The sequence below is a fragment of the Pseudomonas putida genome (assembly GCF_028682455.1).
In the GTDB taxonomy this organism is placed as follows: domain Bacteria; phylum Pseudomonadota; class Gammaproteobacteria; order Pseudomonadales; family Pseudomonadaceae; genus Aquipseudomonas; species Aquipseudomonas putida_AA.
Window position 1 is genome coordinate 316361 of the sequence record NZ_JANHLD010000003.1, and the last position, 23724, is coordinate 340084.

The following is a 23724-nucleotide window of genomic DNA, read 5'->3' on the forward strand; positions in this document are numbered from 1 at the left end:
TTGCGTCCGCCCCTGCCGTGACGGACCCTGGATATTTACTTGCCCGACTTGACCTTGGTCCAGCTACGGGTCATCAAACGTTGCACTTTGGGCGGTAGCTCAGAGTTGACGTACAACTTGTCCAGCACTTCTTGCGGTGGGTAGACCGCTTCGTCGGTTCGCACGCTCTGGTCCATCAGATCGCCAGCCTTGAGGTTCGGGTTGGCATAACCGACGTAATCGCTGACCTGGGCAATGACCTCAGGCTGCAGCAAATAGTTGATGAAGGCGTGGGCCTCTTTGACATTGGTGGAATCCTTGGGGATCGCCAGCATGTCGAACCAGAGGTTGCCGCCTTCCTTGGGAATCACATACGCCACGTCCACGCCTTTGCCGGCTTCTTCGGCACGGGACTTGGCCTGGAATACATCGCCGGAGAAACCGGCAGCCACGCAGATGTCGCCGTTGGCAAGGTCGGAGATGTATTTGGAGGAATGGAAGTAGGTCACATAGGGACGCACGGCCAGCAGCTTCTTCTCGGCATCGGCGTAGTCCTTGGGATTGGTGCTGTTGGGGTCGCGCCCCATGTAGTTGAGCACCGCCGGCAACATCTCGTCAGCCGAGTCGAGGAAGGCGACACCGCACTTGGAGAGTTTCTTGATGTTTTCCGGCTCGAACAGCATGGCCCAGGAGTCGATCTTGTCGGTACCCAGCACAGCCTTGACCTTCTCGACGTTATAGCCGATGCCATTGGTGCCCCACAGGTAAGGCACGGCGTACTGGTTGCCCGGATCGTTCTTTTCCAGGCGCTTCATCAGCTCGGGGTCCAGGTTCGAATAGTTCGGCAGCAGCGACTTGTCGAGCTTCTGGAACGCGCCCGCCTTGATCTGCTTGCCAAGGAAATGGTTGGACGGCACCACCACGTCATAGCCGGTACGGCCGGCCAGCAGCTTGCCTTCCAGGGTTTCATTGGAATCGAAGACGTCCTGCACCGGTTTGATCCCGGTGGCTTTCTCGAAGTCTGCGAGTGTGGTCTGACCGATATAGTCCGACCAGTTATAAATGTGCACCGTGGGCGCCGCTTGGACGCTGATCGCCAGCGTCAGACCCGCTCCAGCCAGCATGGCCTTGCGAAATACAGAAATAGACAAGTGGGAGGTCCTCACAATAGTGCCAGTGGCAAACGACAGAAATACCTGCCGTAAACGCAAACCGGCGCGCAACTTACCTTCGATGCACTCTTGTCGCAAAAAAAAATTTGCCCTGTTAAGCCCCTGGGCGTGATTGACACCGCGCCCAGGGGTAATACGTGCTTACTTGCCCGACTTGATCTTGGTCCAGCTGCGAGTGATTTCGCGCTGTGCCTTGGCACCTGGGTCAGCAATTGCGTACAGCTGCTTCTTCACATCTGCCGGTGGGTAGATGCTCGGATCGCCAGAGATGTCCTTGTCCACCAGCGGGGTAGCCGCCTTGTTGCCGTTAGGGAAACGCACGGCGTTGGTGATCTCGGCCATGACTTCCGGCTGCATCAGGAAGTCCATGAACTTGTAGGCGGCGTCGACGTTGGCGGCATCCTTGGGAATGGCAACCATGTCGTAGAAGGTACCGGCACCTTCTTTTGGAATGATGTAGTCCAGCTTGACCTTGTCACCGGCCTCGTGGGCGCGGGCCTTGGACTGCTCCAGGTCACCGGAGTAACCCACGGCCACGCAGATGTTGCCGTTGGCCAGGTCCGAGATGTACTTGGAGGAGTGGAAGTAGGCGATCGATGGGCGAACCTTGAGGAACAGCTCTTCGGCAGCCTTGAGGTCAGCCTTGTCGGTGCTGTTGGTCGGCTTGCCCAGGTAGTGCAGCGCCGCCGGGATCATCTCGGTCGGGGCGTCGAGGAAGCTCACGCCGCAGCTCTTGAGCTTTTCGATGTTCTCAGGCTTGAACACCACGTCCCAGGAGTCGATCTTGTCGACGCCCAGCGCAGCCTTGACCTTTTCAGGGTTGTAACCGATACCGATGGAGCCCCACATATAGGGGAAGGCATATTTGTTGCCCGGGTCGCTGGCATCACCGACGGCCTTGAGCAGGTCTTCGTCGAGGTTCTTCCAGTTCGGCAACTTGGAACGGTCCAGCTCCTGGTAAACGCCTGCCTTGATCTGCTTGGCCAGGAAGTTGTTGGACGGTACGACCACGTCGTAACCGGACTTGCCCGCCAGCAACTTGGCTTCGAGGGTCTCGTTACTGTCGAAGACGTCGTAGACCACCTTGATGCCCGATTGCTTTTCGAACTTGGCGACGGTATCCGGTGCGATGTAATCGGACCAGTTATACACGTGCAGCACTTTGTCATCCGCCTGAACAGCACTGGCCATGGCGCCCATCAGGGACACAGCCAACAACGTCTTGCCCAATTTCTTCATGCGTAATGCTCCAGAATTTTTTATTAAGCCATCTGTTCAGCGGCCGGCTCTCTACGGCGCAAGCACTGGGCGACTGAAACAGTCGCTAGTCTGGCAAGTTCCAAGGCGCTCTTTCAACAAAAGAGCGCCTTGAATCACGATGATGCCATTACGCTAGCCTAGCACTTGGCTATTTCAGCGCTTCGAGCGTCAAGTCCAGGCATTTGCGTGCCTTTTCAACCAACTCGTCAATCTCTTCACGGCTGATGACCAGCGGTGGTGCAATGATCATGGTGTCGCCAACCGCGCGCATGATCAGACCGTTGTCGAAGCAGTGCTGGCGGCAGATCATGCCGGCGCCCTGGCCTTCGTAACGGGCCCGGGTGGCCTTGTCCTTGACCAGTTCGATAGCACCGAGCATGCCCAGGCCGCGCACCTCGCCCACCAACGGGTGATCGTTCAGCTCGCGCAGACGTTTTTGCAAATACGGTGCCGTTTCCTCCTGCACGCGCTCGATAATTTTCTCGTCGCGCAGGATTCGCAGGTTTTCCAGGCCCACGGCCGCTGCCACTGGATGGCCGGAGTAGGTGAAGCCGTGGTTGAAGTCGCCGCCTTCGCTGACCACCTTGGCCACTTCGTCACGGACGATCACGCCACCCATCGGGATGTAACCGGAGGTCAGTCCCTTGGCGATGGTCATCAGGTCCGGCTTGAGGTCGTAGTAGTCGGAGCCGAACCACTCGCCGGTGCGCCCGAAGCCACAGATCACTTCGTCGGCGATGAACAGGATGTCGTACTTGGCCAGGATTTCCTTGACCTTCGGCCAGTAGGTTTCTGGCGGAATGATCACCCCGCCTGCGCCCTGGATCGGCTCGGCAATAAAGGCAGCGACATTGTCTTCGCCGACTTCGAGGATTTTCTTTTCCAGTTGCTCGGCCGCCCACACGCCGAACTCGTCCGGGGTCATGTCGCCGCCTTCACCGAACCAGTAAGGCTGCGGGATGTGCACGATGCCCGGGATCATGCCGCCCTGGGCGTGCATGCCGCTCATGCCACCCAGGCTCGCGCCGGCCACGGTCGAACCGTGGTAGCCGTTGACCCGGCCGATGATCACCTGCTTTTGTGGCTTGCCCTTGATCGCCCAGTAGTGGCGGACCATGCGCAGGATGGTGTCGTTGCCTTCAGAACCGGAGCCGGTGAAGAACACATGAGTCATGCCTTCGGGCGCTACGTCAGCGACCGCCTTGGCCAGCTCCAGCGCCGGTGGATGGGCGGTCTGGAAGAACAGGTTGTAGTACGGCAGCTCACGCATCTGCTTGGCAGCCACTTCAACCAGCTCTTCACGGCCGTAGCCAACAGCCACGCACCACAGGCCCGCCATGCCGTCGAGGATCTTGTTGCCCTCGCTGTCCCACAAGTGAACACCTTCAGCTTTTGTGATGATGCGCGGGCCCTTCTCTTTCAGCTGCTTGTAGTCACTGAAAGGCGCCAGGTGATGATCACGGCTCAGGTCCTGCCACTCGCGGGTTTGCGGGTTGTTGACACTCATGTGCTTCTCCGTTTTCTGACGGCCGCGGTCCTGCGGCTCCGGGTTGATCAGACCGCAAACAGCAGGAACTCACGTTCCCAGGAGCTGATTACGCGTTTGAAGTTTTCATGTTCGGCGCGCTTGGTGGCGACGTAGCCGGTGATGAATTTCTTGCCCAGGTACGGCTCCAGGGCCTGGCAGTTCTCCATCCGCTCCAGCGCATCCTCGATGGTCAGTGGCAGGCGCAGGTTGCGCCGCTCATAACCGCGGCCCTGCACGGGTGCACTTGGCTTGATGCCTTCGACCATGCCGATGTAGCCGCACAGCAGGCTGGCGGCAATGGCCAGGTACGGGTTGGCATCGGCGCCTGGCAGACGGTTCTCGACCCGGCGGTTCTGAGGGCCGGCATCCGGTACGCGCAAGCCCACGGTACGGTTCTCTTCGCCCCACTCGACGTTTACCGGTGCCGAGGTGTCGGGCAGGAATCGGCGGAACGAGTTGACGTTCGGGGCGAACAGCGGCAACACGACCGGGATGAACTTCTGCAGGCCGCCGACGTGATTGAGGAACAGCTCGCTCATGCGGCCATCTTCGTCAGAGAAGATGTTCTTGCCGGTATGCACGTCGATGATGCTCTGGTGCAAGTGCATGGCACTGCCCGGCTCGCCGGTCATCGGCTTGGCCATGAAAGTGGCGGCGACGTTGTGCTTGAGGGCCGCCTCGCGCATGGTCCGCTTGAACACCAGGATCTGGTCGGCCAGGGCCAGGGCGTTGCCATGACGGAAGTTGATTTCCATCTGCGCGGTGCCGTCTTCGTGGATCAGCGTGTCCAGGTCCAGGTTCTGCAGCTCGCACCAGTCGTAGACATCCTCGAACAGCGGGTCGAATTCGTTGGCAGCTTCAATGGAGAACGACTGGCGACCGGTTTCCGGGCGGCCCGAGCGACCGATTGGCGGCTGCAGCGGGAAGTCCGGGTCTTCGCAACGCTTGGTCAGGTAGAACTCCATTTCTGGCGCCACGATCGGCTGCCAGCCCTTGTCGGCATAGAGCTTGAGTACCTTCTTGAGCACGTTGCGCGGCGACAGCTCGACCGGGTTGCCCTGCTTGTCGTAGGTGTCATGGATCACCTGGGCCGTTGGCTCGATGGCCCATGGCACGAGAAACACCGCGTTCTCGTCGGGGCGGCAGATCATGTCGATATCGGCCGGGTCCAGCAGTTCGTAATAGATGTCATCGTCGACGTAGTCGCCGGTAACTGTCTGCAACAGGACACTCTCGGGCAGGCGCATGCCTTTTTCGGCGATGAACTTGTTGGTCGGAGAAATCTTGCCACGGGTGATCCCGGTGAGGTCGCTGATCAAGCACTCCACTTCGGTGATCTTGTGTTCTTTCAACCAATCGGTGAGCTGGTCGAGGTTGTTACTCATAAATACCTCAGGAGGTAAATGTCTGGACAGTCGTCAGGACACCCGGAGTGGGCCGTCCCAGACATTCTGGATGCCCCTCGGAGCTAAAGCAAAAGCCAGACGCAGGGAGACCACGACGGGTATTACCCGCAAGGCTGGCGAGCCCGCTATAGTGAAGGCAGAGGTCGTTCGAAGAGGTGTCGACAGCGAGCAGGACGCTCAAGCCGTCAATTATTTCAGCCGGGGCGCACGCCGCTGGCGCGTGGCGTTGGCCACTCGCGAGGAATGCGTGCAAACCAATCTGCGAACGGCAGACGGTGATGCCAGTTGTCGGCAAGCGTGACATGTAACCCCCGGTATTATTGATGTTATGGGTTGCCACCGAGCTTAGCCTTGTTCATTTTTTTACACAACACCCCCGTAAAAAATAGAACACGGCCCGCTCAAATCGGCCGATACCGTACGAAAGGAGCCCTTGCTCGCGCCCTCTATTGCAGCAAAAATGCCGCTGCGAGGCCATTTTAGGGCATCATGGGGCTGGCTTGACTTCAGCATGGCTTTCGGATTGACTGAACCTGCAAGCCCCCATTGATTGATATTTTTAACAACAAAGGTGTTGCATCATGTCGGTACCCCCGCGTGCCGTTCAGCTTAACGAAGCGAACGCGTTCCTTAAGGAACATCCTGAGGTTCTCTACGTTGACCTTCTGATTGCAGATATGAATGGTGTGGTGCGTGGCAAGCGCATCGAGCGCACCAGCCTCCACAAGGTTTACGAGAAAGGCATCAACCTGCCGGCCTCACTCTTCGCATTGGATATCAACGGCTCCACGGTCGAAAGCACTGGCCTGGGCCTGGACATCGGCGATGCCGACCGCATCTGCTATCCAATCCCGGACACCCTGTCCAACGAACCCTGGCAGAAGCGCCCTACCGCGCAACTGCTGATGACCATGCACGAACTCGAAGGCGAGCCGTTCTTCGCCGACCCGCGGGAAGTCCTGCGCCAGGTCGTGAGCAAGTTCGACGAGATGGGCCTGACCATCTGCGCCGCGTTCGAGCTGGAGTTCTACCTGATCGACCAGGAGAACGTGAACGGTCGCCCACAGCCACCGCGCTCGCCAATCTCCGGTAAACGCCCGATGTCGACCCAGGTCTACCTGATCGACGACCTGGACGAGTACGTCGACTGCCTGCAGGACATCCTCGAAGGCGCCAAGGAGCAGGGCATTCCTGCCGACGCCATCGTCAAGGAAAGCGCCCCGGCGCAGTTCGAAGTCAACCTGCACCACGTTGCCGACCCGATGAAGGCCTGCGACTACGCGGTATTGCTCAAGCGACTGATCAAGAACATCGCCTACGACCATGAAATGGACACCACCTTCATGGCCAAGCCCTATCCGGGCCAGGCGGGTAATGGTCTGCATGTCCATATCTCGGTGCTGGACAAAGATGGCAAGAACATCTTCACCAGCGAGGATCCCGAGCAGAACGCCGCACTGCGTCACGCGATCGGCGGTGTGCTCGAGACCCTACCGGCGTCGATGGCGTTCCTGTGCCCGAACGTCAACTCGTACCGCCGTTTCGGTGCCCAGTTCTACGTGCCCAACTCGCCAAGCTGGGGCCTGGACAACCGTACCGTTGCCCTGCGCGTTCCAACCGGCACGCCGGACGCCGTGCGTATCGAACACCGCGTTGCCGGTGCCGATGCCAACCCGTACCTGCTGATGGCGGCCGTGCTGGCTGGCGTCCACCATGGCCTGACCAACAAGGTCGAGCCGGGTGCGCCGACCGAAGGCAACTCCTACGAGCAGAACGAGCAGAGCCTGCCGAACAACCTGCGTGATGCACTGCGCGAGTTGGACGACAGCGAGATCCTGGCCAAGTACATCGATCCGAAGTACATCGATATCTTCGTGGCCTGCAAGGAAAGTGAGCTGGAAGAGTTCGAACACTCCATCTCCGACCTTGAGTACAACTGGTACCTGCATACCGTGTAAAAGCGGTTGTCGCCAGTAATGAAAAACGCCGTCGAACGACGGCGTTTTTTTTGGCAGTAGGAGCGGGCTTGCCCCGCGAAAAGCCAATGCCCCGCTACAAACTCTTCTCGAAAATCTTCGAATTACGCTGGTAGTTGTACAGCGAAGCCCGCGCCGCCGGCAGCCGCTCCACCCCGCTCGGCACAAAACCCCGCTCCCGGAACCAATGGGCAGTACGCGTCGTCAGCACGAACAGCGTACTGAGCCCCATCTCCCGCGCCCGGGTCTCGATGCGCTCCAGCAACTCGTCGCCGCGCCCGCCATGGCGATACTCAGGATTCACCGCCAGGCACGCCAGCTCCCCGGCTTCGGAGTCGGCAATCGGGTACAACGCCGCGCACGCGATGATCATGCCTTCGCGCTCAACCACACTGAACTGCTCGATCTCGCGCTCCAGTACCTCACGCGAACGACGCACCAGAATGCCCTGCTCCTCCAGTGGGCTGATCAGGTCGAGCAAGCCACCGACGTCCTCGATCGCCGCCTCGCGCACCTTCTCGAACTGCTCCTGGGCCACCAGGGTACCGCCACCGTCACGGGTGAACAGCTCGGTCAGCAGGGCGCCATCCTCGGCATAGCTGACGATATGGCTGCGGGCCACACCACCCCGGCACGCTTCGGCCGCCGCGTCGAGCAACTCGCCCTGGTAGTCGCTGCCCAGGCGTTGCAGGTGCGCCGGCACCTGCTGCGGACGCAGTTCGCGAACCAGCCGCCCCTGCTCGTCGAGCAGACCGCGCTCGGCACCGAACAGCAGCAGCTTGTCGGCCTCCAGCTCGATGGCCGCGCGGGTGGCGACATCCTCGCAGGCCAGGTTGAAGATCTCGCCCGTGGGCGAGTAGCCCAATGGTGACAGCAGCACGATCGAGCGCTCGTCGAGCAGGCGGTTGATACCTTTGCGGTCGACCCGGCGCACTTCACCGGTGTGGTGATAGTCGACCCCTTCGAGCACGCCAATCGGCCGTGCGGTGACCAGGTTACCGGCAGCGACACGCAGGCGAGAGCCCTGCATCGGCGAAGCGGCCATGTCCATCGACAGGCGTGCCTCGATGGCGATGCGCAAATGGCCCACCGCGTCGATCACGCACTCCAGGGTAGCGGCATCGGTGATGCGCATGCCGCGATGGTAGTGCGGGGTCAGGCCGCGGCTGGCCAGGCGGCTTTCGATCTGCGGGCGCGAGCCGTGCACCAGCACCAGGCGAACCCCCAGGCTGTGCAGCAGGACCAGGTCGTGGACGATATTGCCGAAGTTGGGGTGCTCGACCCCGTCACCAGGAAGCATGACCACAAAGGTGCAGTCGCGGTGGGCATTGATGTAGGGCGAAGCATGACGCAGCCAATTGACGTATTCGGGCATAACCACTGAGCCTGTAGAAAAGAGAGACAAGTACGGGAAAGCAGACAGCGCTCGAAGGGTTATCGTCGGAACAGGCTTGGCGTCACGCGCAATCTCCTTGGGGAAAGGGCTGAACTCAGCGGGCAATTACCGGGTTCAGGCAATAATGTTCGATCAACTCACGCAATAGACGCACGGTAGGCTGCAAGCGTGACATTTCAAGGTATTCACCCGGCTGGTGGGCGCAGGCGATGTCCCCCGGGCCCAGCACCAGGGTTTCGCACCCCAGGCGCTGAAGATAAGGCGCTTCGGTGCCAAAGGCTACCGCTTCGGCCCGATGGCCGGTTAGACGTTCGGCTACCCGCACCAGTTCGGCATCGGCCGCCTGCTCGAACGGTGGCACCTCCGGGAACAGCGGCGCGTAGTCGATCTGCACCTGGTGCTGCTCGGCCAGCGGTGCAAGCTTTAGCCGGATGGCGGCGCGCAGGGCTTCAGGATCCATGCCCGGCAACGGCCGCAGGTCGAACTCCAGGGCACACTGGCCGCAGATTCGGTTGGGGTTGTCCCCGCCGTGAATGCAACCGAAGTTCATCGTCGGTTGAGGCACGCTGAACTGGGCGTTGTTGAATGTTTTCTGCCATTGCCGGCGTAGCCCCATCAACTCGCCCATTACCTGATGCATGGCCTCAAGAGCACTGTGGCCAAGGCTTGGGTCCGACGAATGGCCACTACGACCGAGGATGTCGATGCGCTCCATCATCACCCCCTTGTGCAGGCGAATCGGCTTGAGCCCGGTCGGCTCGCCGATCACCGCCGCCCGGCCCAATGGCCGCCCCGCCTCGGCCAATGCACGGGCACCCGACATCGAGCTTTCTTCGTCGCAGGTGGCGAGGATCAGCAGCGGTTGCTTGAAGTCATGGGCCAGCAGCGGCTGCACCGCCTCGATGACCAGGGCGAAAAAGCCCTTCATGTCGCAGCTGCCAAGGCCGACCCAGCGGCCGTCGACCTCGGTCAGTTTCAGCGGATCGGTTTGCCACAATTGAGGATCGTAGGGGACGGTATCGCTGTGCCCGGACAGCACCAGCCCGCCCGGACCGCTGCCGTAGGTGGCCAGCAGGTTGAACTTGCCGGGGGTGACCTGCTGGATATCGCAGGTAAAACCCAGGTCATCCAGCCAACCGGCCAGCAGGTCGATCACCGCACGGTTGGATTGGTCCAGCGCAGCTTGGGTACAACTGACCGAAGGCGCGGCAATCAACGCGGCGAACTGGTCTTTGAGCGATGGCAATGGCATGCGCATTCTCCACGGGGCGTGGCCCATCATAGGGCCATCGGGCACCGGGAATAAACCGCCACGAGCCGACTCCTGTACACTGCGCCCCACGACGCTCCCTGTCATTCGAGCCTGGATCACCAGCAATGCATAAAGAAACCGAAATCAAACTGCGGGTCAGCCGCGAGACCCTCGCCGCCTTGCGCGAGCACCCATTGCTGAAGAAGCGCAACAAGTCTGGCTGGCAACAGCGCGAGCTGCTCAACCAGTACTTCGACACGCCGGAGCGTGACCTGGCCGCCGCCAAGGTTGCCCTGCGCCTGCGCCGCGACGGTGAGGTGGTCATCCAGACCCTCAAGACCCGAGGCCAGAGCGTCGCCGGTTTGTCCCAGCGCAACGAGCACGAATGGCAGTTGCCCAAGGCCAAGCTGGACCTGAAGAAACTTGACGAGCAATGCTGGCCGGCCGAACTGGCCGACGTCGACAAAAAGGCCATCAAGGCGCTGTTCACCACCGATTTCACCCGCGAGTATGCAGAAATCGCCTGGGGTCGCGGCAAGGCCAAAGTAGTGATCGAGGCGGCTCTGGACCTGGGCACCGTGGTCGCCGGCAAGCAGAAGGAAGAAATCTGCGAGCTGGAACTGGAACTGCGCGAAGGCGAGCCAGAGGCGTTGCTGGAACTGGCCGCCGAGCTGTCCGCCACGCTGGCACTGTTCCCGTGCGACATCAGCAAGGCCGAACGTGGCTACCGCCTGCTCGACCCAAGCAGCTACGCCCTGAGCCTGCCTGGCGCCGAGCTGAACGCCGAAATGTCGCTGGATGACGCCTTCGCCGCCCTGGCCTGGCAACTGCTGGGCAGCAGCCAGCGCCTGGCTGAACAGTACCGTTTCAATGGCCATTGGCGCCTGCTGCAGGACTGGGTCCAGTCCCTTTGCGAACTGCGTGCCCTGGCCAGCAGCCTGGGCCAGGCTGCCCCACGTGCGACCACCCGTACACTGCGCGCCAGCCTCGACGCACTGCTGGAAGACTGGCGCCCGCTGGTACTGGCCGGCAACGACGACGAAGACGTACGTCGTGCAGCACCCGAGCAGTTCGCCGAGGAGTTGCTGGACACCCGCTGGGGCCAGTTCTCTCTGGAAACCTCGCGCTGGCTGCTGGCCCGCGGCTGGACCATCGAGCGCAACAAGCGCGGCGACCGTCAGGGCGCTGCACAGCTGGCCAACTGGCTGAACGTACTGCTGGCCGACGAGGCCAAGGACCTGCAACTGCCGCTGTACCACCGCCAGCCCGAAGACCTGGCCGAGCAACTGCCACGTATCGAGCGCCTGCTGGCCTGGCTGCACCATGCCCGCCAGGTACTGGAGAGCCCGGACCTGGACCGCCTGTTCGGTGAATTGAACAAGCTCCACGAATTGGCCAACCTGCCGATCAGCGACGAAGTGGAAGCGGATGTGCGCACCGAAGTGCTCGAGGCCCGCGCAGACCAGGCCATGGCTGTGTTCCAGAGCCGCGGCTGGAAGCACTTGCTGCGCAAGTAAGGCTCAGCGCAGCAGCGGCAGACTCGTCGTGGACTTGATCTCGGACAAGGCCACGATCGAGTTGACCTCCTGGATCCCCGGCACCATCGACAGCTTTTCGAAGAAGAAACGTTCGTAGGCTTCGATGTCCGGGGTGACAATGCGCAACAGAAAGTCCACCGCCCCCATCAGCACATAACACTCCAGCACTTCAGGAAAGCCGCGAATTGCCTCGGTGAACTCGGTGAAGTTGGAACGTCCGTGGGCGTTGAGTTTGACCTCGGCGAAAATCTGCGTGTTCAGGCCGATCTTCTTGCGATCGAGCAAGGTCACCTGGCTGCGAATCACCCCCTCCTCCTTCATGCGCTGAATGCGCCGCCAGCACGGCGACTGTGAAAGCCCCACTCGCTCGGCGATCTGCGCACTGGAAAGCGAGGCATCCTCCTGCAACAGCGCCAGGATGCGTCGATCGTAGGCATCTAATTCACTCTGCATAATTTTTCCTCCTGAACGACACTTTACGAATCATTCAATTCGTTGATCTCCGATATCTGTCGATCATAGAGAAAAATTTCCCGCGCGCGCATGTAAAAATTTCCGCATTGATTCCGGAGATCACCATGAGCGCACTCGAACGTTTCGACAGCCCCCTGACGCCGCTGCGTGAAGACGTCTGGGCCGCCAGCGCCGCCCACAGCAACGTGCGCTACCAGCTTCAGGTCGAGGCCGAACCCGATAGCCTGTGCCGCGTACTGAACCTGTTCGCCCTGCAATTTCTCACGCCGTATACCGTGCAGATGAAACAGCAGGACGACCTGCTGGAAGTCCAGATCGAAATTACCGGCCTGAGCTGGCACCGCGCGGAACTCATTGCGCAAAAAATGCGCAACCTGATCTGTGTCGACGACGTCCGACTGCAGCCAGCGCATGCCTTGTAATGCTTCCATGCACTGGCCGACTTCAATAATCGCCATGCTCCGCTAGGCTTGTCGGTGCCCCTTCAGGCAACGGCAAGGACGCCACATGACCACCACCTCCCAGGATCGCTGGCTGAGCCTGGACAGCCTGCTCGCCGAGCTGCTCGACGCTCAGCTCATCGCCCCTGCCAGCGCCCGGCTACTGGGCACCCATGTACTGGCCGAGGATGAACACCCCCTCGAACTTGTCGCCCGCCAGCACCTGCCCGATCCACGTAGGGCCGACCACCACCTGGACCTGGAGACCCTGTGCCTGTGGTTGGCAGAGCGCGCCGGGCAGCCTTATCTGTACATCGACCCCCTGCAGCTTGACCTGAGTGCGACAGCCGACCTGATGTCGGCCGCCTTTGCCCGGCGCCACGGCATCCTGGCCGTCGCTGCCGATGCCCAGTGCGTCACGGTGGCCAGCGCGCAGCCCTTTGTGCGGTCCTGGGAGATGGACCTCGCACAGGTACTGCGCCGTCCGATCAAGCGCGTGCTGGCCAGCCCCGTACAGATCCGCCAGTTCAGCCGGGCGTTCTGCGAGCTTGCCCGCTCGGTCAATGGCGCTAGCGGCAACACGGCCCGTCGCGATGATGACGAAACCCATGTCGTCACCATCGTCGACTGGCTTTTGCAGTACGCCTTCGACCAGCGCGCCAGTGATATCCACATCGAGCCCCGGCGCGATCACGGCCAGTTGCGCTTTCGCATCGATGGGTTGATGCACCCGATCTACCAGTTCCCCGCCGACGTTACGCTGGCAGTGGTCAGTCGCTTGAAAACGCTGGGGCGCATGAACGTCGCCGAAAAGCGGCGCCCACAGGACGGCAGGATCAAGACCCGACTCACAGCCGGCAACGACGTCGAACTGCGCCTGTCGACCCTGCCCACCACGTTCGGCGAAAAACTGGTGCTGCGCATCTTCGATCCGTTCCTGTTGCAGCAGGACTTCCCCCAACTCGGCCTGGAAGGCGACGACCTGACGCTTTGGCAGCGCGTGGTAGGCCAGCGGCACGGCCTGATCCTGGTCACAGGCCCCACAGGGTCCGGCAAAACCAGCACCCTTTACGCCACCCTCAAGTACCTGGCTACGCCCGAGGTCAATCTGTGTACGGTCGAAGATCCGATCGAAATGGTCGAACCGACGTTCAATCAACTGCAGGTTCACCCGGCCATCGACCTGGGCTTTGCAGAAGGTGCCCGCGCCCTGCTTCGCCAGGATCCGGACATCATCATGATCGGTGAGATACGCGACCTGGAGACGGCCCAGGTGGCGTTCCAGGCCGCACTCACAGGCCATCTGGTGCTGTCTACCCTGCACACCAACGACGCCTGCAGCGCCATTACCCGCCTGCTGGAGCTGGGCATAGCCCCCCACTTGATCAAGGCCGGACTGATCGGGGTGATGGCCCAGCGCCTGGTGCGCACACTGTGCAACGCCTGCAAGCAGCCAGCACCCGCGCACGAGGCGGGGTTCCGGGCCAGGGGCTGCAACGAGTGCCGACAAACCGGCTATCACGGCCGTACGGGGATCCATGAAGTGCTCTGCGTCAGTACCGCGTTCGCTGACCGTATCGGCGGCGACGCAGACGTGGCTGCGCTTCGTCGCCAGGCACGTGACGATGGCCTGCGCAGCTTGCACCAGAGCGGGACGCACAAGGTGGCGCTGGGCCTGACTTCAGCCCTGGAAGTGCTGCGGGTGGCACCAGGGAACTAGCGCAGGGCGATTCGATCAAAGCGCTCAGTTCAACTCAGCTGGAGTCACCCGTAATGCGTGTCAAATTTGCAGTCGCAACCCTTGCCCTGCTGTCCTTGCCTGTCGGTTCGGCCATGGCCGATACGTTCTGGCGCAATGTCATTTCCTCCGGCGCAACCACCGGCTCCACCTACCTGACCTTCAAGGACCACAAACTGGTCGTTGCAGCGCAGGACGATGCCGGCAGCTTCGTTGCCAGTGAAGGCAGCATCCGTGGCCCTTACCTGGAAGCGGCCATGCACAAGGTCCGGGCCGACAACCCTGGCCTGGAAGTGAGCGATATGGAGCTGGCCAACGCGATTCTGGCCAAGAATGCGGTAGGCGAGTGATGAGGCATCGCGGGGCAAGCCCGCTCCTACTGGAGCGGACTTGCCCCGCGATCACCGGTAGTCCTCCACCGGCACACACGCACAGAACAGGTTGCGGTCACCAAACACGTTGTCGACCCGATTCACTGCCGGCCAGTATTTGTGCAAGCGCACATGGTTGCTGGGCGCAATGCCCTGGACAATGCTGTACGGGCGCTCCCATACCCCCAATACATCCGCCAGCGTGTGCGGCGCATGCTTGAGCGGGTTGTCTTCGGCCGGCCAACTGCCGTCCTGCACTTCTCGAATTTCCGCGCGGATGCACAGCATCGCCTCGACGAAGCGGTCCAGTTCGGCCTTCGACTCGCTTTCGGTCGGTTCGACCATCAAGGTGCCAGGCACCGGGAATGACATGGTCGGCGCATGAAAGCCGTAGTCCATCAAACGCTTGGCCACATCTTCTTCGGTGATCCCGGTCAGCGCCTTCAACGGCCGCAGATCTAGGATGCACTCATGGGCGACGCGCGCGTTACGCCCGCGGTAGAGCACCGGGAATGCCCCGCCCAGTTGCTCGGCCAGGTAGTTGGCCGACAGGATCGCCACCTCGCTGGCATCCGCCAGCTGCGGGCCCATCATGGCGATGTACATCCAACTGATCGGCAGAATGCTCGCACTGCCCCAGGGGGCTGCACTGACCGCCGTGTTCTGCGGATCCGGCCCTGGAACAGGCACTACCGGATGGCTGGCCACGAACGGCGCCAGATGAGCCTTGACCCCGATCGGCCCCATGCCCGGGCCACCGCCGCCGTGGGGGATGCAAAAGGTCTTGTGCAGGTTCATGTGTGACACATCGGCGCCGATATCGGCGGGCCGGGTCAGCCCCACCTGGGCATTGAGGTTGGCCCCGTCCATGTACACCTGGCCACCTTGCTGGTGGATGACCTCGCAGATTTCACTGATGCCCTCCTCATACACCCCGTGGGTCGACGGATAAGTCGCCATCAGGCACGACAGGTGCTCACCGGCGGCCTGCGCCTTGGCCTTGAGGTCGGTCAGGTCGACGTTGCCCGCTTCGTCGCACTCGACGATCACCACCTGCATGCCCGCCATTTGCGCCGAGGCCGGGTTGGTGCCGTGGGCCGACGAGGGAATCAGGCAGATATCGCGCTGGGGCTGGTGGCGACTACGGTGATACTTGGCAATAGCCATCAGCCCGGCGTACTCGCCCTGGGCGCCCGAGTTGGGTTGCATGCAAATGGCATCGAACCCGGTGATCGCACACAGCCAGGCCTCCAGTTCGTCGATCATGGCCTTGTAGCCCTGCACCTGTGCCTGCGGGGCAAAGGGATGCACGTTGGCAAAGCCCGGCCAGGTGATCGGAATCATCTCGCTACTGGCGTTGAGTTTCATGGTGCAGGAACCCAGTGGAATCATCGACTGGTTCAGGGCCAGGTCCTTGTTCTCCAGTTGCTTGAGGTAACGCAGCATCTCGGTTTCGCTGTGATGCAGGTTGAACACAGGGTGGGTAAGGAACGCAGAGCGGCGTGCCAGTGCGGCGGGAATGCCCTCGGGCAGGGCCTGGGCATCGAGGCTGGCGATATCCAGGCCGTGGTCTGCCCCCAGGAAGATGTCGAACAGGCGCAGCACCGTGGCTTCGTCGCAGGTTTCGTCGAGGCTGACACCCAGGTGACCGCGCCCCAGTATGCGTAAGTTGATCTGCGCCGCCTCGGCGCTTTCGATGATCGCTGTCTGGCTACCGCCGACATCCAGGGTCAAGGTGTCGAAGAAGTGTTCGTTGAGGCGCTTGATGCCCTTGCTCTCAAGACCTGCGGCCAGGATGAAGGTAAGCGCATGTACTCGCTGGGCAATGCGCAGCAAGCCTTGCGGGCCGTGATAGACCGCGTAGAACGCGGCAATGTTGGCCAACAGCACTTGCGCGGTGCAGATGTTGGAGTTGGCCTTCTCGCGGCGGATATGTTGCTCGCGGGTCTGCAGTGCCATGCGCAGCGCCACGTTGCCCCGGGCATCCTTGGAGACGCCGATGATGCGCCCAGGCATGGCCCGCTTGAACTCGTCGCGACAGGCAAAGTAGGCCGCGTGGGGTCCGCCGTAGCCCATGGGAACACCAAAGCGCTGCGAGGTGCCGAGCACCACATCGGCGCCCTGCTCGCCTGGCGGGCTCAACATCAGCAGGCTCAGCAAGTCGGCAGCCACGCAGGCCAGGGCTTGCTGTTTGTGCAGTTGCTCCACCAGCGGGCGCAGGTCGCGGATATCGCCATGGGTATCGGGATACTGCAGCAAGGCCCCGAACACCTGGTAGTTGCCGAGGTTATCCACTGAATCGACCACCAGTTCGAAGCCAAAGCCATCGGCGCGCGTCTGCAACACCGAGAGCGTTTGCGGGTGGCAGTGTTCGTCGGCAAAGAACACGTTGCTTTTCGACTTGGCCATGCGCTTGGCCAGGGCCATGGCTTCGGCTGCGGCGGTTGCCTCATCAAGCAAGGAGGCGTTGGCCAGGTCGAGCCCGGTGAGGTCGATGATCATTTGCTGGAAATTCAGCAGCGCTTCGAGCCGGCCCTGGGCGATTTCCGGCTGATAGGGCGTGTAGGCGGTGTACCAGCCCGGGTTCTCGAGGACGTTGCGCAGAATGACGGTTGGGGTGATCGTGCCGTGGTAGCCCATGCCGATCAGGCTGGTCCATACCTGGTTCTGTTCGGCGTAGCCCCTGAGCTTGTTCAGGGCGGCCTGTTCATCCAGGGCGGCGGGCAGGTCCAGCGCACGGTTCAGGCGAATTCCCGGCGGGACGGTCTGCTCGATCAGTTCGCGACGGCTGCCCAGGCCAAGGGCCTCGAGCATGGCCTGCTGCTCCGAGGCATCGGGGCCCAGGTGACGACGCAGGAAAGGATTGGGGTCGTGCAGTTGGCTCAGGGACGGCGACTGGGACATAGCGGCTCTCTCTTCCTAGACCAAGCCCCGACCAGTCGAGGCATATTGAGTCTAGGAAGAGATTGCCGCTTTGTGTGAAAACTATTCGCCGATGGCGGCTTTGTAGCCGGCGGCGTCGAGCAGTTTGTCCAGTTCGGCCTTGTCGCTTGGCTTGAGCTTGAAGATCCAGCTGCCATACGGATCGCTGTTCAGCGACTCGGGGCTGTCAGCCAGCGCCTCGTTCACCGCGATCACTTCGCCGCTGACCGGCGCGTAGATATCCGAGGCTGCCTTGACCGACTCGACCACGCCGGCAGCATCACCTGCAGCGAACACCTTGCCGATTTCCGCCAGCTCGACGAACACCACGTCACCCAGGGCTTCCTGGGCATGGTCGCTGATGCCGACGGTCACGCTGCCATCGGCTTCCAGCTTGGCCCACTCGTGGCTCTCGGCAAAACGCAGGTCGGCGGGGATATTGCTCATCTTGTTGTCCTCGATAGGGTCAGCGGTAAGCCCGCCAGAATAGGTTCAGATCAGAATCTTGCCATGGCGCACGAAGGTCGGCTTGACCACCCGCACCGGGTACCACTTGCCGCGAATCTCCACCTCGGCACGATCGGCGGTTGCCATCGGCACCCGCGCCAGCGCGATCGATTTGCTCAGCGTAGGGGAGAAACTACCACTGGTGATCTCTCCTTCGCCAATACCGTTCACGCGTACCACCTGATGGGCACGCAGCACGCCACGTTCCTCAAGCACCAGACCGACGAGTTTCTGCTCGACGCCATGCTCGATTTCCGCCAGCAAACCATTGCGACCGATGAAATCGCGCCCAGCCGGTTCCCAGGCGATGCTCCAGCCAAGGTTCGAGGTCAAGGGGGTATGGGCCTGGTCAATGTCCTGGCCGTACAGATTCATGCCCGCTTCGAGGCGCAACGTGTCGCGTGCACCCAGGCCGCTTGGAGCGATGCCCGCGCCGACCAGGTCGTTGAAAAACGCCGGCGCCTGCAGTGCTGGCAGGATGATTTCCAGGCCGTCTTCACCGGTGTAGCCGGTGCGAGCGATAAACCAGTCACCTTCGGCACGGCCTTCGAAAGGCTTGAGATCGCGGATCAGGGTTGAGCGTGCGGCGCTGACCAGTTCAGCGACCTTGGCCCTGGCCTCGGGGCCCTGGATGGCAAGTATGGCCAGCTCGGGGCGCTCATGGAGCTCGACCTCGTAACTGCCTTTGCAGGCATCGAGCCAGGCCATGTCCTTGTCGCGGGTCGACGCGTTGACCACCAGGCGATAACCTTCCTCGCAGCGGTAGACAATCATGTCGTCGATCACCAGACCTTGCTCGTCGAGCATGGTGCTGTACAGGGCCTTGCCAGGTTCGTTCAATCGACCGACGTCGTTGGCCAGCAAGTGCTGCAACCAGACTTCGGCCTGCGCGCCTTGAACATCGATCACGGTCATATGGGAGACATCGAATACCCCACAGTCACGGCGCACCTGATGGTGTTCCTCGACCTGCGAGCCGTAATGCAGGGGCATGTCCCAACCGCCAAAATCGACCATCTTGGCGCCTAGCGCCAGGTGCAGGTCATAAAGAGGCGTACGCTGTCCCATGGGTTTCTCCTTCCGGGCGTGGCGAAGCTAGCGGCTGAAGGCAGCATTGCAGCTACCGGGTCTGTAGGACCGACCGCAGCGAATGCCGCGCATTGTAGCCGCAAGCTGGAAGGCTTACACCCTCAGCGCGTTTGACCGATGTGCCGCGCTGAACGTCGTATCAGGCCGATGACCGGCAACAGGCCGACCAGGATCAGCGTCAGCGCCGGCAACGACGCCCGCGCCCACTCGCCTTCGCTGGTCATTTCAAAGACGCGCACCGCCAGGGTGTCCCAGCCGAACGGACGCATCAGCAGGGTTGCCGGCATTTCCTTGAGCACATCGACGAACACCAGCAGCGCAGCACTCAAGGCGCCGGGGACCAGCAATGGGAGATACACCTTGAAAAACAATTTTGGACCACTGACACCCAGGCTACGAGAGGCCTCGGGCAGCGAAGGCCGGATCCGGTCCAGGCTGTTTTCCAGTGGCCCGTACGCCACGGCGATGAAGCGCACCAGATAGGCCAGCAGCAGCGCAAACAGACTGCCCAGCAACAACGGCCGGCCTGCGCCTCCCAGCCAGCTCGAGAGCGGGACCACCAAGTGGTTGTCCAGGTAACTGAACGCCAGCATGATCGACACAGCCAGTACCGAACCTGGTAGCGCGTAACCAAGGTTGGCCAGGCCAACGCCGGCGCCAATGGCCGCAGTCGGTGCCTGACGCCGGGCAAAGGCCAGCAGCAGCGCAACACACACCGTGATCAGCGCCGCCATCGCGCCCAGGTAGAGGGTATGCAGGATCAGCGCGCCATAGCGCTCGTCGAGATCGAATCGGCCACGCTGCCAGAACCACACCAGCAACTGCACGACAGGAATCACAAACGCGCAGGCAAACACCAGCAGGCACCATCCACTGGCGGCCAGCGCCTTGATGCCGCGCAGTTGATACAACGCCTTGCCCCTTGGCCGCTCATTGCTGCCACGTACCGCTCCACGGGCACGACGCTCGCCGTATAACACCAGCATCACCACCAACAGCAACAGGCTGGCAAGTTGAGCCGCACTGGAAAGGCTGAAGAAGCCGTACCAAGTCTTGTAGATCGCGGTGGTGAAAGTGTCGAAGTTGAACACCGATACGGCGCCGAAATCCGCCAGCGTCTCCATCAAGGCAAGGGCGACACCCGCACCGATCGCCGGGCGAGCCATGGGCATTGCCACCCGCCAGAAGGCTTGCAAGGGCGAGTGGCCCAGCACCCGCGCCGCCTCCATCAGCCCTTTGCCCTGGGCCATGAACGCGGTGCGCGCCAGCAGGTAGACGTAGGGGTAGAACACCAGGACCAGGACGATGATCACCCCACCGGTGGAGCGCACCCGTGGCAAACGCATGGGACCGAACCACTCGCGCAACAGGGTTTGCACCGGCCCGGAAAAATCCAGCAGACCGACAAAAACGAACGCCAGCACATACGCCGGAATGGCAAACGGCAGCATCAGTGCCCAGTCGAGCCAGCGCCGCCCGGGGAATTCGCAGAGGCTGGTGAGCCAGGCCAGGCTCACGCCCAGCACGGTGACCCCCACACCGACGCCGACGATCAGGGTCAGGGTGTTGCCCAACAGGCGGCTCATCTGGGTGTCGAGCAGGTGCGACCAGATCTGCATGTCGACCGACTGCCAGGACACCAGCAGCACGCTCAGGGGCAGCAAGACCAAGGCGGCAATGACGAAAACCAGGGGGTACCAGCGGCGTTGGGCGGGGTGAGCCAAAAGACAAATCTCGATTGTAGGAGCGGCGGTGCGACGTCTCGACTTGCCGCGCGATCCCATCAGGTCCAAAGACCCAGTGCGGCACAAGGCCGCTCCTGCGTGTGCAGGAGCGGCCTTGAGAAGGATAAAGCCTTGCGCTTAGTTCCAGCCAGCCCGATCCATCAAGCGAATCGCTTCAGCCTGGCGCTTGCCCGCGATTTCCACCGGGATGGAGTCAGCCTTGAACGAACCCCAGGCAGCCACTTCTTCCGATGGCTTCACCTTCGGGTTGGCCGGGAATTCCTGGTTCACATCCGCGAAGAGCTTCTGGGCTTCTTCACCGGTCATCCACTCGACCAGCTTCTTGGCAGCCTCCGGGTGCGGGGCATACTTGGTCAGGCCGATACCCGACAGGTTGACGTGGACACCGCGGTCAGCCTGGTTAGGCCAGAACAGCTTGACCGCCAGCTTCGGGTCCTGCTTGTGCAGGCGACCGTAGTAGTAGGTGTTGACGATACCGACATCGCACTGGCCGGCATTGATGGCCTGCAGCAACGCGGTGTCATCGGAGAACACATCGGTGGACAGGTTGTTGACCCAGCCCTTGATGATTTCCTCGGTTTTCTTCTCGCCGTGAGTCTCGATCAGGGTGGCGGTCAACGACTGGTTGTACACCTTCTTCGCCGTGCGCAGGCACAGGCGACCTTCCCAGTTCTTGTCGGCCAGGGCTTCGTAGGTGCTCAGCTCTTCTGGCTTGACCCGCTCCGTAGAGTAGGCAATGGTCCGGGCGCGCAGGCTAAGGCCTGTCCAGTCGTGGGACGAAGCGCGATACTGCTTGGGAATGTTGGCGTCGATAACGTCGGACTTGATCGGCTGCAGGATGCCCATCTGCTCGGCCTGCCACAGGTTGCCGGCATCGACGGTGAGCAGCAGGTCGGCGGTGGCGTTCTTGCCTTCGGCCTTGATGCGCTGCATCAGCGGCGCTTCCTTGTCGGTGATGAACTTGACCTTGACCCCAGTCTTGGCGGTGTAGGCGTCAAACACCGGCTTGATCAGCTCGTCGATGCGCGAGGAATACACCACCACCTCGTCCGCTGCCTGGGCAGTGCCGCCCAACAGGGTCAGAGCCAGGGCGGCCAGTACGTGCTTGCGTGGCAACATGGTGCAGTCCTCGGTGTTCAATTAGAGGCGCAAATGGTAGTTAATGCCATTTAGCTTCTCAACCAAACTCACCGGGGAGGAGTTACCAGATGTTACCGAGACTCAAGCACGTGCCAGCTCCGGCAGATCGCCACTCAGGCCCATGGCCTGGCGAACGAACAGCGCCTTGGCCTCGGGCAGTTGCTCCACCCATTTGAGGCCACTGTTGCGCAACCAGCGCACCGGCAGCGGATCGGCCTGGAACAGGCGCTCGAAACCCTCCATGGCTGCCATCAGCGCCAGGTTGTGCGGCATGCGGCGACGCTCGTAGCGACTGAGCACACGTACGTCCGCCAAGCGCTCGCCACGCTCGTAGGCATGCTGCAGCTCCTCGGCCAGCACGGCGGCATCGAGAAAACCCAGGTTGACGCCCTGCCCGGCCAACGGGTGGATGGTGTGGGCAGCATCGCCGATCAGGGCCAGGCCTTCGGCCACGTAACGCTTGGCATGGCGCTGGCGCAAGGGAACGCAGACTCGAGGGTCGGCCTGCAGCACCGCGCCGAGCCGGCCTTCGAAGGCGCGCTCAAGCTCGGCGCAGAAGGCGTCGTCTTCCAGCTTCATCAGGTGCTCGGCCTGCTCCGGCGTGGTCGACCATACAATCGAGCACCAGTCTTGCTGGCCATCGCGCAGCAGCGGTAGGAACGCCAGCGGACCGTCATCGGTGAAACGCTGCCAGGCCGTGGCCTGGTGAGGCTTGGCGCAGCGTACGCTGGTAACGATGGCGTGATGCAGGTAATCCCACTCGCGGGTTTCGCAACCGGTCAGGCGGCGCACCGCCGAGTTGGCCCCGTCGGCGGCGACCACCACCGGCGCACGCAAGGTGCGGCCATCGGCGAGGGTCAGCAGCCACTCGTCACCCGAGCGGCGCATCTGCTCCAGGCGCGCATTGGCCAGCAGACCGATCTCGCTGTCGTGCAAGCGTTCCAGCAGGCCATCCTGTACCACCCGGTTCTCGACGATATGCCCCAGCACATCGGCGTGAACGCTGGCGGCCGAAAAATGGATCTGGCCTGTACCGCTCCCGTCCCAGACACGCATGTCCGAGTAGGGGCTCAAGCGTCGCTCGCTGATACCCTGCCAGGCGCCGACACGCTCCAGGATCCGCTGGCTGGCCATCGACAGGGCACTGACCCGCGGCTCGAAAGCGGACTGCTCATCGAAGGGTTTGATCGACAGCGGGCTGCCGTCGAGCAGGAGAATCTCCAGGCCACTGTGCTGCAACGCCAGGGCCAGGGCGCTGCCGACCATACCGGCACCGACAATCAACAGATCTGCGCGCATTTCCATGCCTTAAGCCTGTCTCGCTTGCGGCTTGAGCCGCACATAAAGGGTTTTGTCGACCCGCGCCACCAGCTCGCCGGCAGCGTCTCGGATATCGACCTGAAGTCGTGGCAGGTACTTTTTGCCGCCTGCGGTGTGTTCGCGAATATCGGTCAGCAGGGCGTCATCAATGCGCAGCTCGGCAAAAACCGGGCCTTTGCCCGGTGAGATGAAGTCGATGCTCGCTGCCTTGTCCCAGACGATGTACTCGCGGCCCAGCAATTCCATCAGCATCAGCATGTAGAACGGATCGACCATCGAATACAGGCTGCCGCCGAACTGGGTATGAACGTAGTTGCGGTTGAACCAGTGCAGGCCCATGCGCACCTTTACCTGGCGCAGGTCGGGGCTGATGCTCTGCACGCGGATACCGGCACCGATGTAGGGCGGGTAGAAATTCAGCACCCAGCGCAGCATGCGCGCACGTCGCGCCAGTTTTCGCGAGTCGCTCAT

The 23724-nt window shown here is 61.8% G+C and carries 19 protein-coding genes; 5 read left to right on the top strand and 14 right to left on the bottom strand.

The genetic code is table 11. From position 1 onward, the window contains the following. Window positions 1–35: 35 nt before the first annotated feature. The 4 genes from NPS58_RS18600 to NPS58_RS18615 all read right to left on the bottom strand — a co-directional run bounded on the left by NPS58_RS18600 (window position 36) and on the right by NPS58_RS18615 (window position 5324). Window positions 36–1130: a polyamine ABC transporter substrate-binding protein gene (locus NPS58_RS18600; RefSeq protein ID WP_274116795.1), complete on the bottom strand. Its 1095-nt coding sequence runs from the start codon at window positions 1128–1130 to the stop codon at window positions 36–38. Window positions 1131–1292: 162 nt separating this feature from the next. Continuing rightward, window positions 1293–2390, bottom strand: a complete 1098-nt coding sequence (locus tag NPS58_RS18605; protein ID WP_028942347.1) for a polyamine ABC transporter substrate-binding protein — start codon at window positions 2388–2390, stop codon at window positions 1293–1295. A gap of 169 nt (window positions 2391–2559) precedes the next feature. After that, entirely contained in the window at window positions 2560–3918 is a 1359-nt protein-coding gene (locus tag NPS58_RS18610; RefSeq protein WP_274116796.1) for an aspartate aminotransferase family protein, read from the bottom strand. A 47-nt stretch (window positions 3919–3965) separates the two neighbouring features. Next, entirely contained in the window at window positions 3966–5324 is a 1359-nt protein-coding gene (locus tag NPS58_RS18615) for a glutamine synthetase family protein (protein WP_028942349.1), read from the bottom strand. A gap of 602 nt (window positions 5325–5926) precedes the next feature. Here NPS58_RS18615 and NPS58_RS18620 point away from each other — a divergent pair. Further along, window positions 5927–7303 carry a glutamine synthetase family protein gene (locus NPS58_RS18620; RefSeq protein ID WP_028942350.1) on the top strand — a complete coding sequence of 459 codons (1377 nt, stop codon included), beginning with the start codon at window positions 5927–5929 and terminating at the stop codon, window positions 7301–7303. A gap of 94 nt (window positions 7304–7397) precedes the next feature. Here the strand turns inward: NPS58_RS18620 and argA are convergent, their stop codons facing one another. Both argA and argE read right to left on the bottom strand, forming a co-directional pair. Further along, window positions 7398–8696 (bottom strand): amino-acid N-acetyltransferase, encoded by a 1299-nt coding sequence (gene argA, locus NPS58_RS18625; protein WP_274116797.1) that lies wholly within the window; start codon window positions 8694–8696, stop codon window positions 7398–7400. A gap of 115 nt (window positions 8697–8811) precedes the next feature. Beyond that, window positions 8812–9969 (bottom strand): acetylornithine deacetylase, encoded by a 1158-nt coding sequence (gene argE, locus NPS58_RS18630; protein ID WP_274116798.1) that lies wholly within the window; start codon window positions 9967–9969, stop codon window positions 8812–8814. Window positions 9970–10094: 125 nt separating this feature from the next. Here argE and NPS58_RS18635 point away from each other — a divergent pair, with 125 nt between their 5' ends. Further along, window positions 10095–11486, top strand: a complete 1392-nt coding sequence (locus NPS58_RS18635) for a CYTH domain-containing protein (protein WP_274116799.1) — start codon at window positions 10095–10097, stop codon at window positions 11484–11486. A 3-nt stretch (window positions 11487–11489) separates the two neighbouring features. On the opposite strand, the gene NPS58_RS18640 is transcribed toward NPS58_RS18635, so the two are convergent. Then, window positions 11490–11960, bottom strand: coding sequence for an Lrp/AsnC family transcriptional regulator (locus NPS58_RS18640; RefSeq protein WP_274116800.1), 471 nt, complete (start codon window positions 11958–11960; stop codon window positions 11490–11492). Window positions 11961–12085: 125 nt separating this feature from the next. Between NPS58_RS18640 and NPS58_RS18645 the strand changes: the two genes are divergently transcribed. The 3 genes from NPS58_RS18645 to NPS58_RS18655 all read left to right on the top strand — a co-directional run bounded on the left by NPS58_RS18645 (window position 12086) and on the right by NPS58_RS18655 (window position 14509). Continuing rightward, on the top strand, window positions 12086–12403 hold the full coding sequence (locus NPS58_RS18645; protein WP_274116801.1) for a hypothetical protein: 318 nt from the start codon (window positions 12086–12088) through the stop codon (window positions 12401–12403). 85 nt (window positions 12404–12488) lie between these two features. Then, entirely contained in the window at window positions 12489–14141 is a 1653-nt protein-coding gene (locus tag NPS58_RS18650; RefSeq protein ID WP_274116802.1) for a GspE/PulE family protein, read from the top strand. A gap of 53 nt (window positions 14142–14194) precedes the next feature. Then, window positions 14195–14509, top strand: a complete 315-nt coding sequence (locus NPS58_RS18655; protein ID WP_274116803.1) for a DUF2388 domain-containing protein — start codon at window positions 14195–14197, stop codon at window positions 14507–14509. A 51-nt stretch (window positions 14510–14560) separates the two neighbouring features. Here the strand turns inward: NPS58_RS18655 and gcvP are convergent, their stop codons facing one another. The 7 genes from gcvP to NPS58_RS18690 form a co-directional block, all read right to left on the bottom strand. Further along, on the bottom strand, window positions 14561–17434 hold the full coding sequence (gcvP, locus tag NPS58_RS18660; protein ID WP_274116804.1) for an aminomethyl-transferring glycine dehydrogenase: 2874 nt from the start codon (window positions 17432–17434) through the stop codon (window positions 14561–14563). 81 nt (window positions 17435–17515) lie between these two features. Continuing rightward, on the bottom strand, window positions 17516–17899 hold the full coding sequence (gene gcvH, locus NPS58_RS18665; protein WP_274116805.1) for a glycine cleavage system protein GcvH: 384 nt from the start codon (window positions 17897–17899) through the stop codon (window positions 17516–17518). Between the two features lie 45 nt (window positions 17900–17944). After that, window positions 17945–19027 carry a glycine cleavage system aminomethyltransferase GcvT gene (gcvT, locus tag NPS58_RS18670; protein WP_274116806.1) on the bottom strand — a complete coding sequence of 361 codons (1083 nt, stop codon included), beginning with the start codon at window positions 19025–19027 and terminating at the stop codon, window positions 17945–17947. A 122-nt stretch (window positions 19028–19149) separates the two neighbouring features. Next, window positions 19150–20772, bottom strand: a complete 1623-nt coding sequence (locus tag NPS58_RS18675) for an ABC transporter permease (protein ID WP_274116807.1) — start codon at window positions 20770–20772, stop codon at window positions 19150–19152. Between the two features lie 138 nt (window positions 20773–20910). Further along, window positions 20911–21912 (bottom strand): extracellular solute-binding protein, encoded by a 1002-nt coding sequence (locus NPS58_RS18680; RefSeq protein WP_274116808.1) that lies wholly within the window; start codon window positions 21910–21912, stop codon window positions 20911–20913. A gap of 102 nt (window positions 21913–22014) precedes the next feature. Continuing rightward, the gene (locus NPS58_RS18685) at window positions 22015–23232 is read right to left on the bottom strand and encodes a 2-octaprenyl-3-methyl-6-methoxy-1,4-benzoquinol hydroxylase (RefSeq protein WP_274117574.1); all 1218 of its coding nucleotides are present in this window, start codon (window positions 23230–23232) and stop codon (window positions 22015–22017) included. Window positions 23233–23241: 9 nt separating this feature from the next. Continuing rightward, window positions 23242–23724 (bottom strand): DUF4442 domain-containing protein, encoded by a 483-nt coding sequence (locus NPS58_RS18690; protein ID WP_274116809.1) that lies wholly within the window; start codon window positions 23722–23724, stop codon window positions 23242–23244.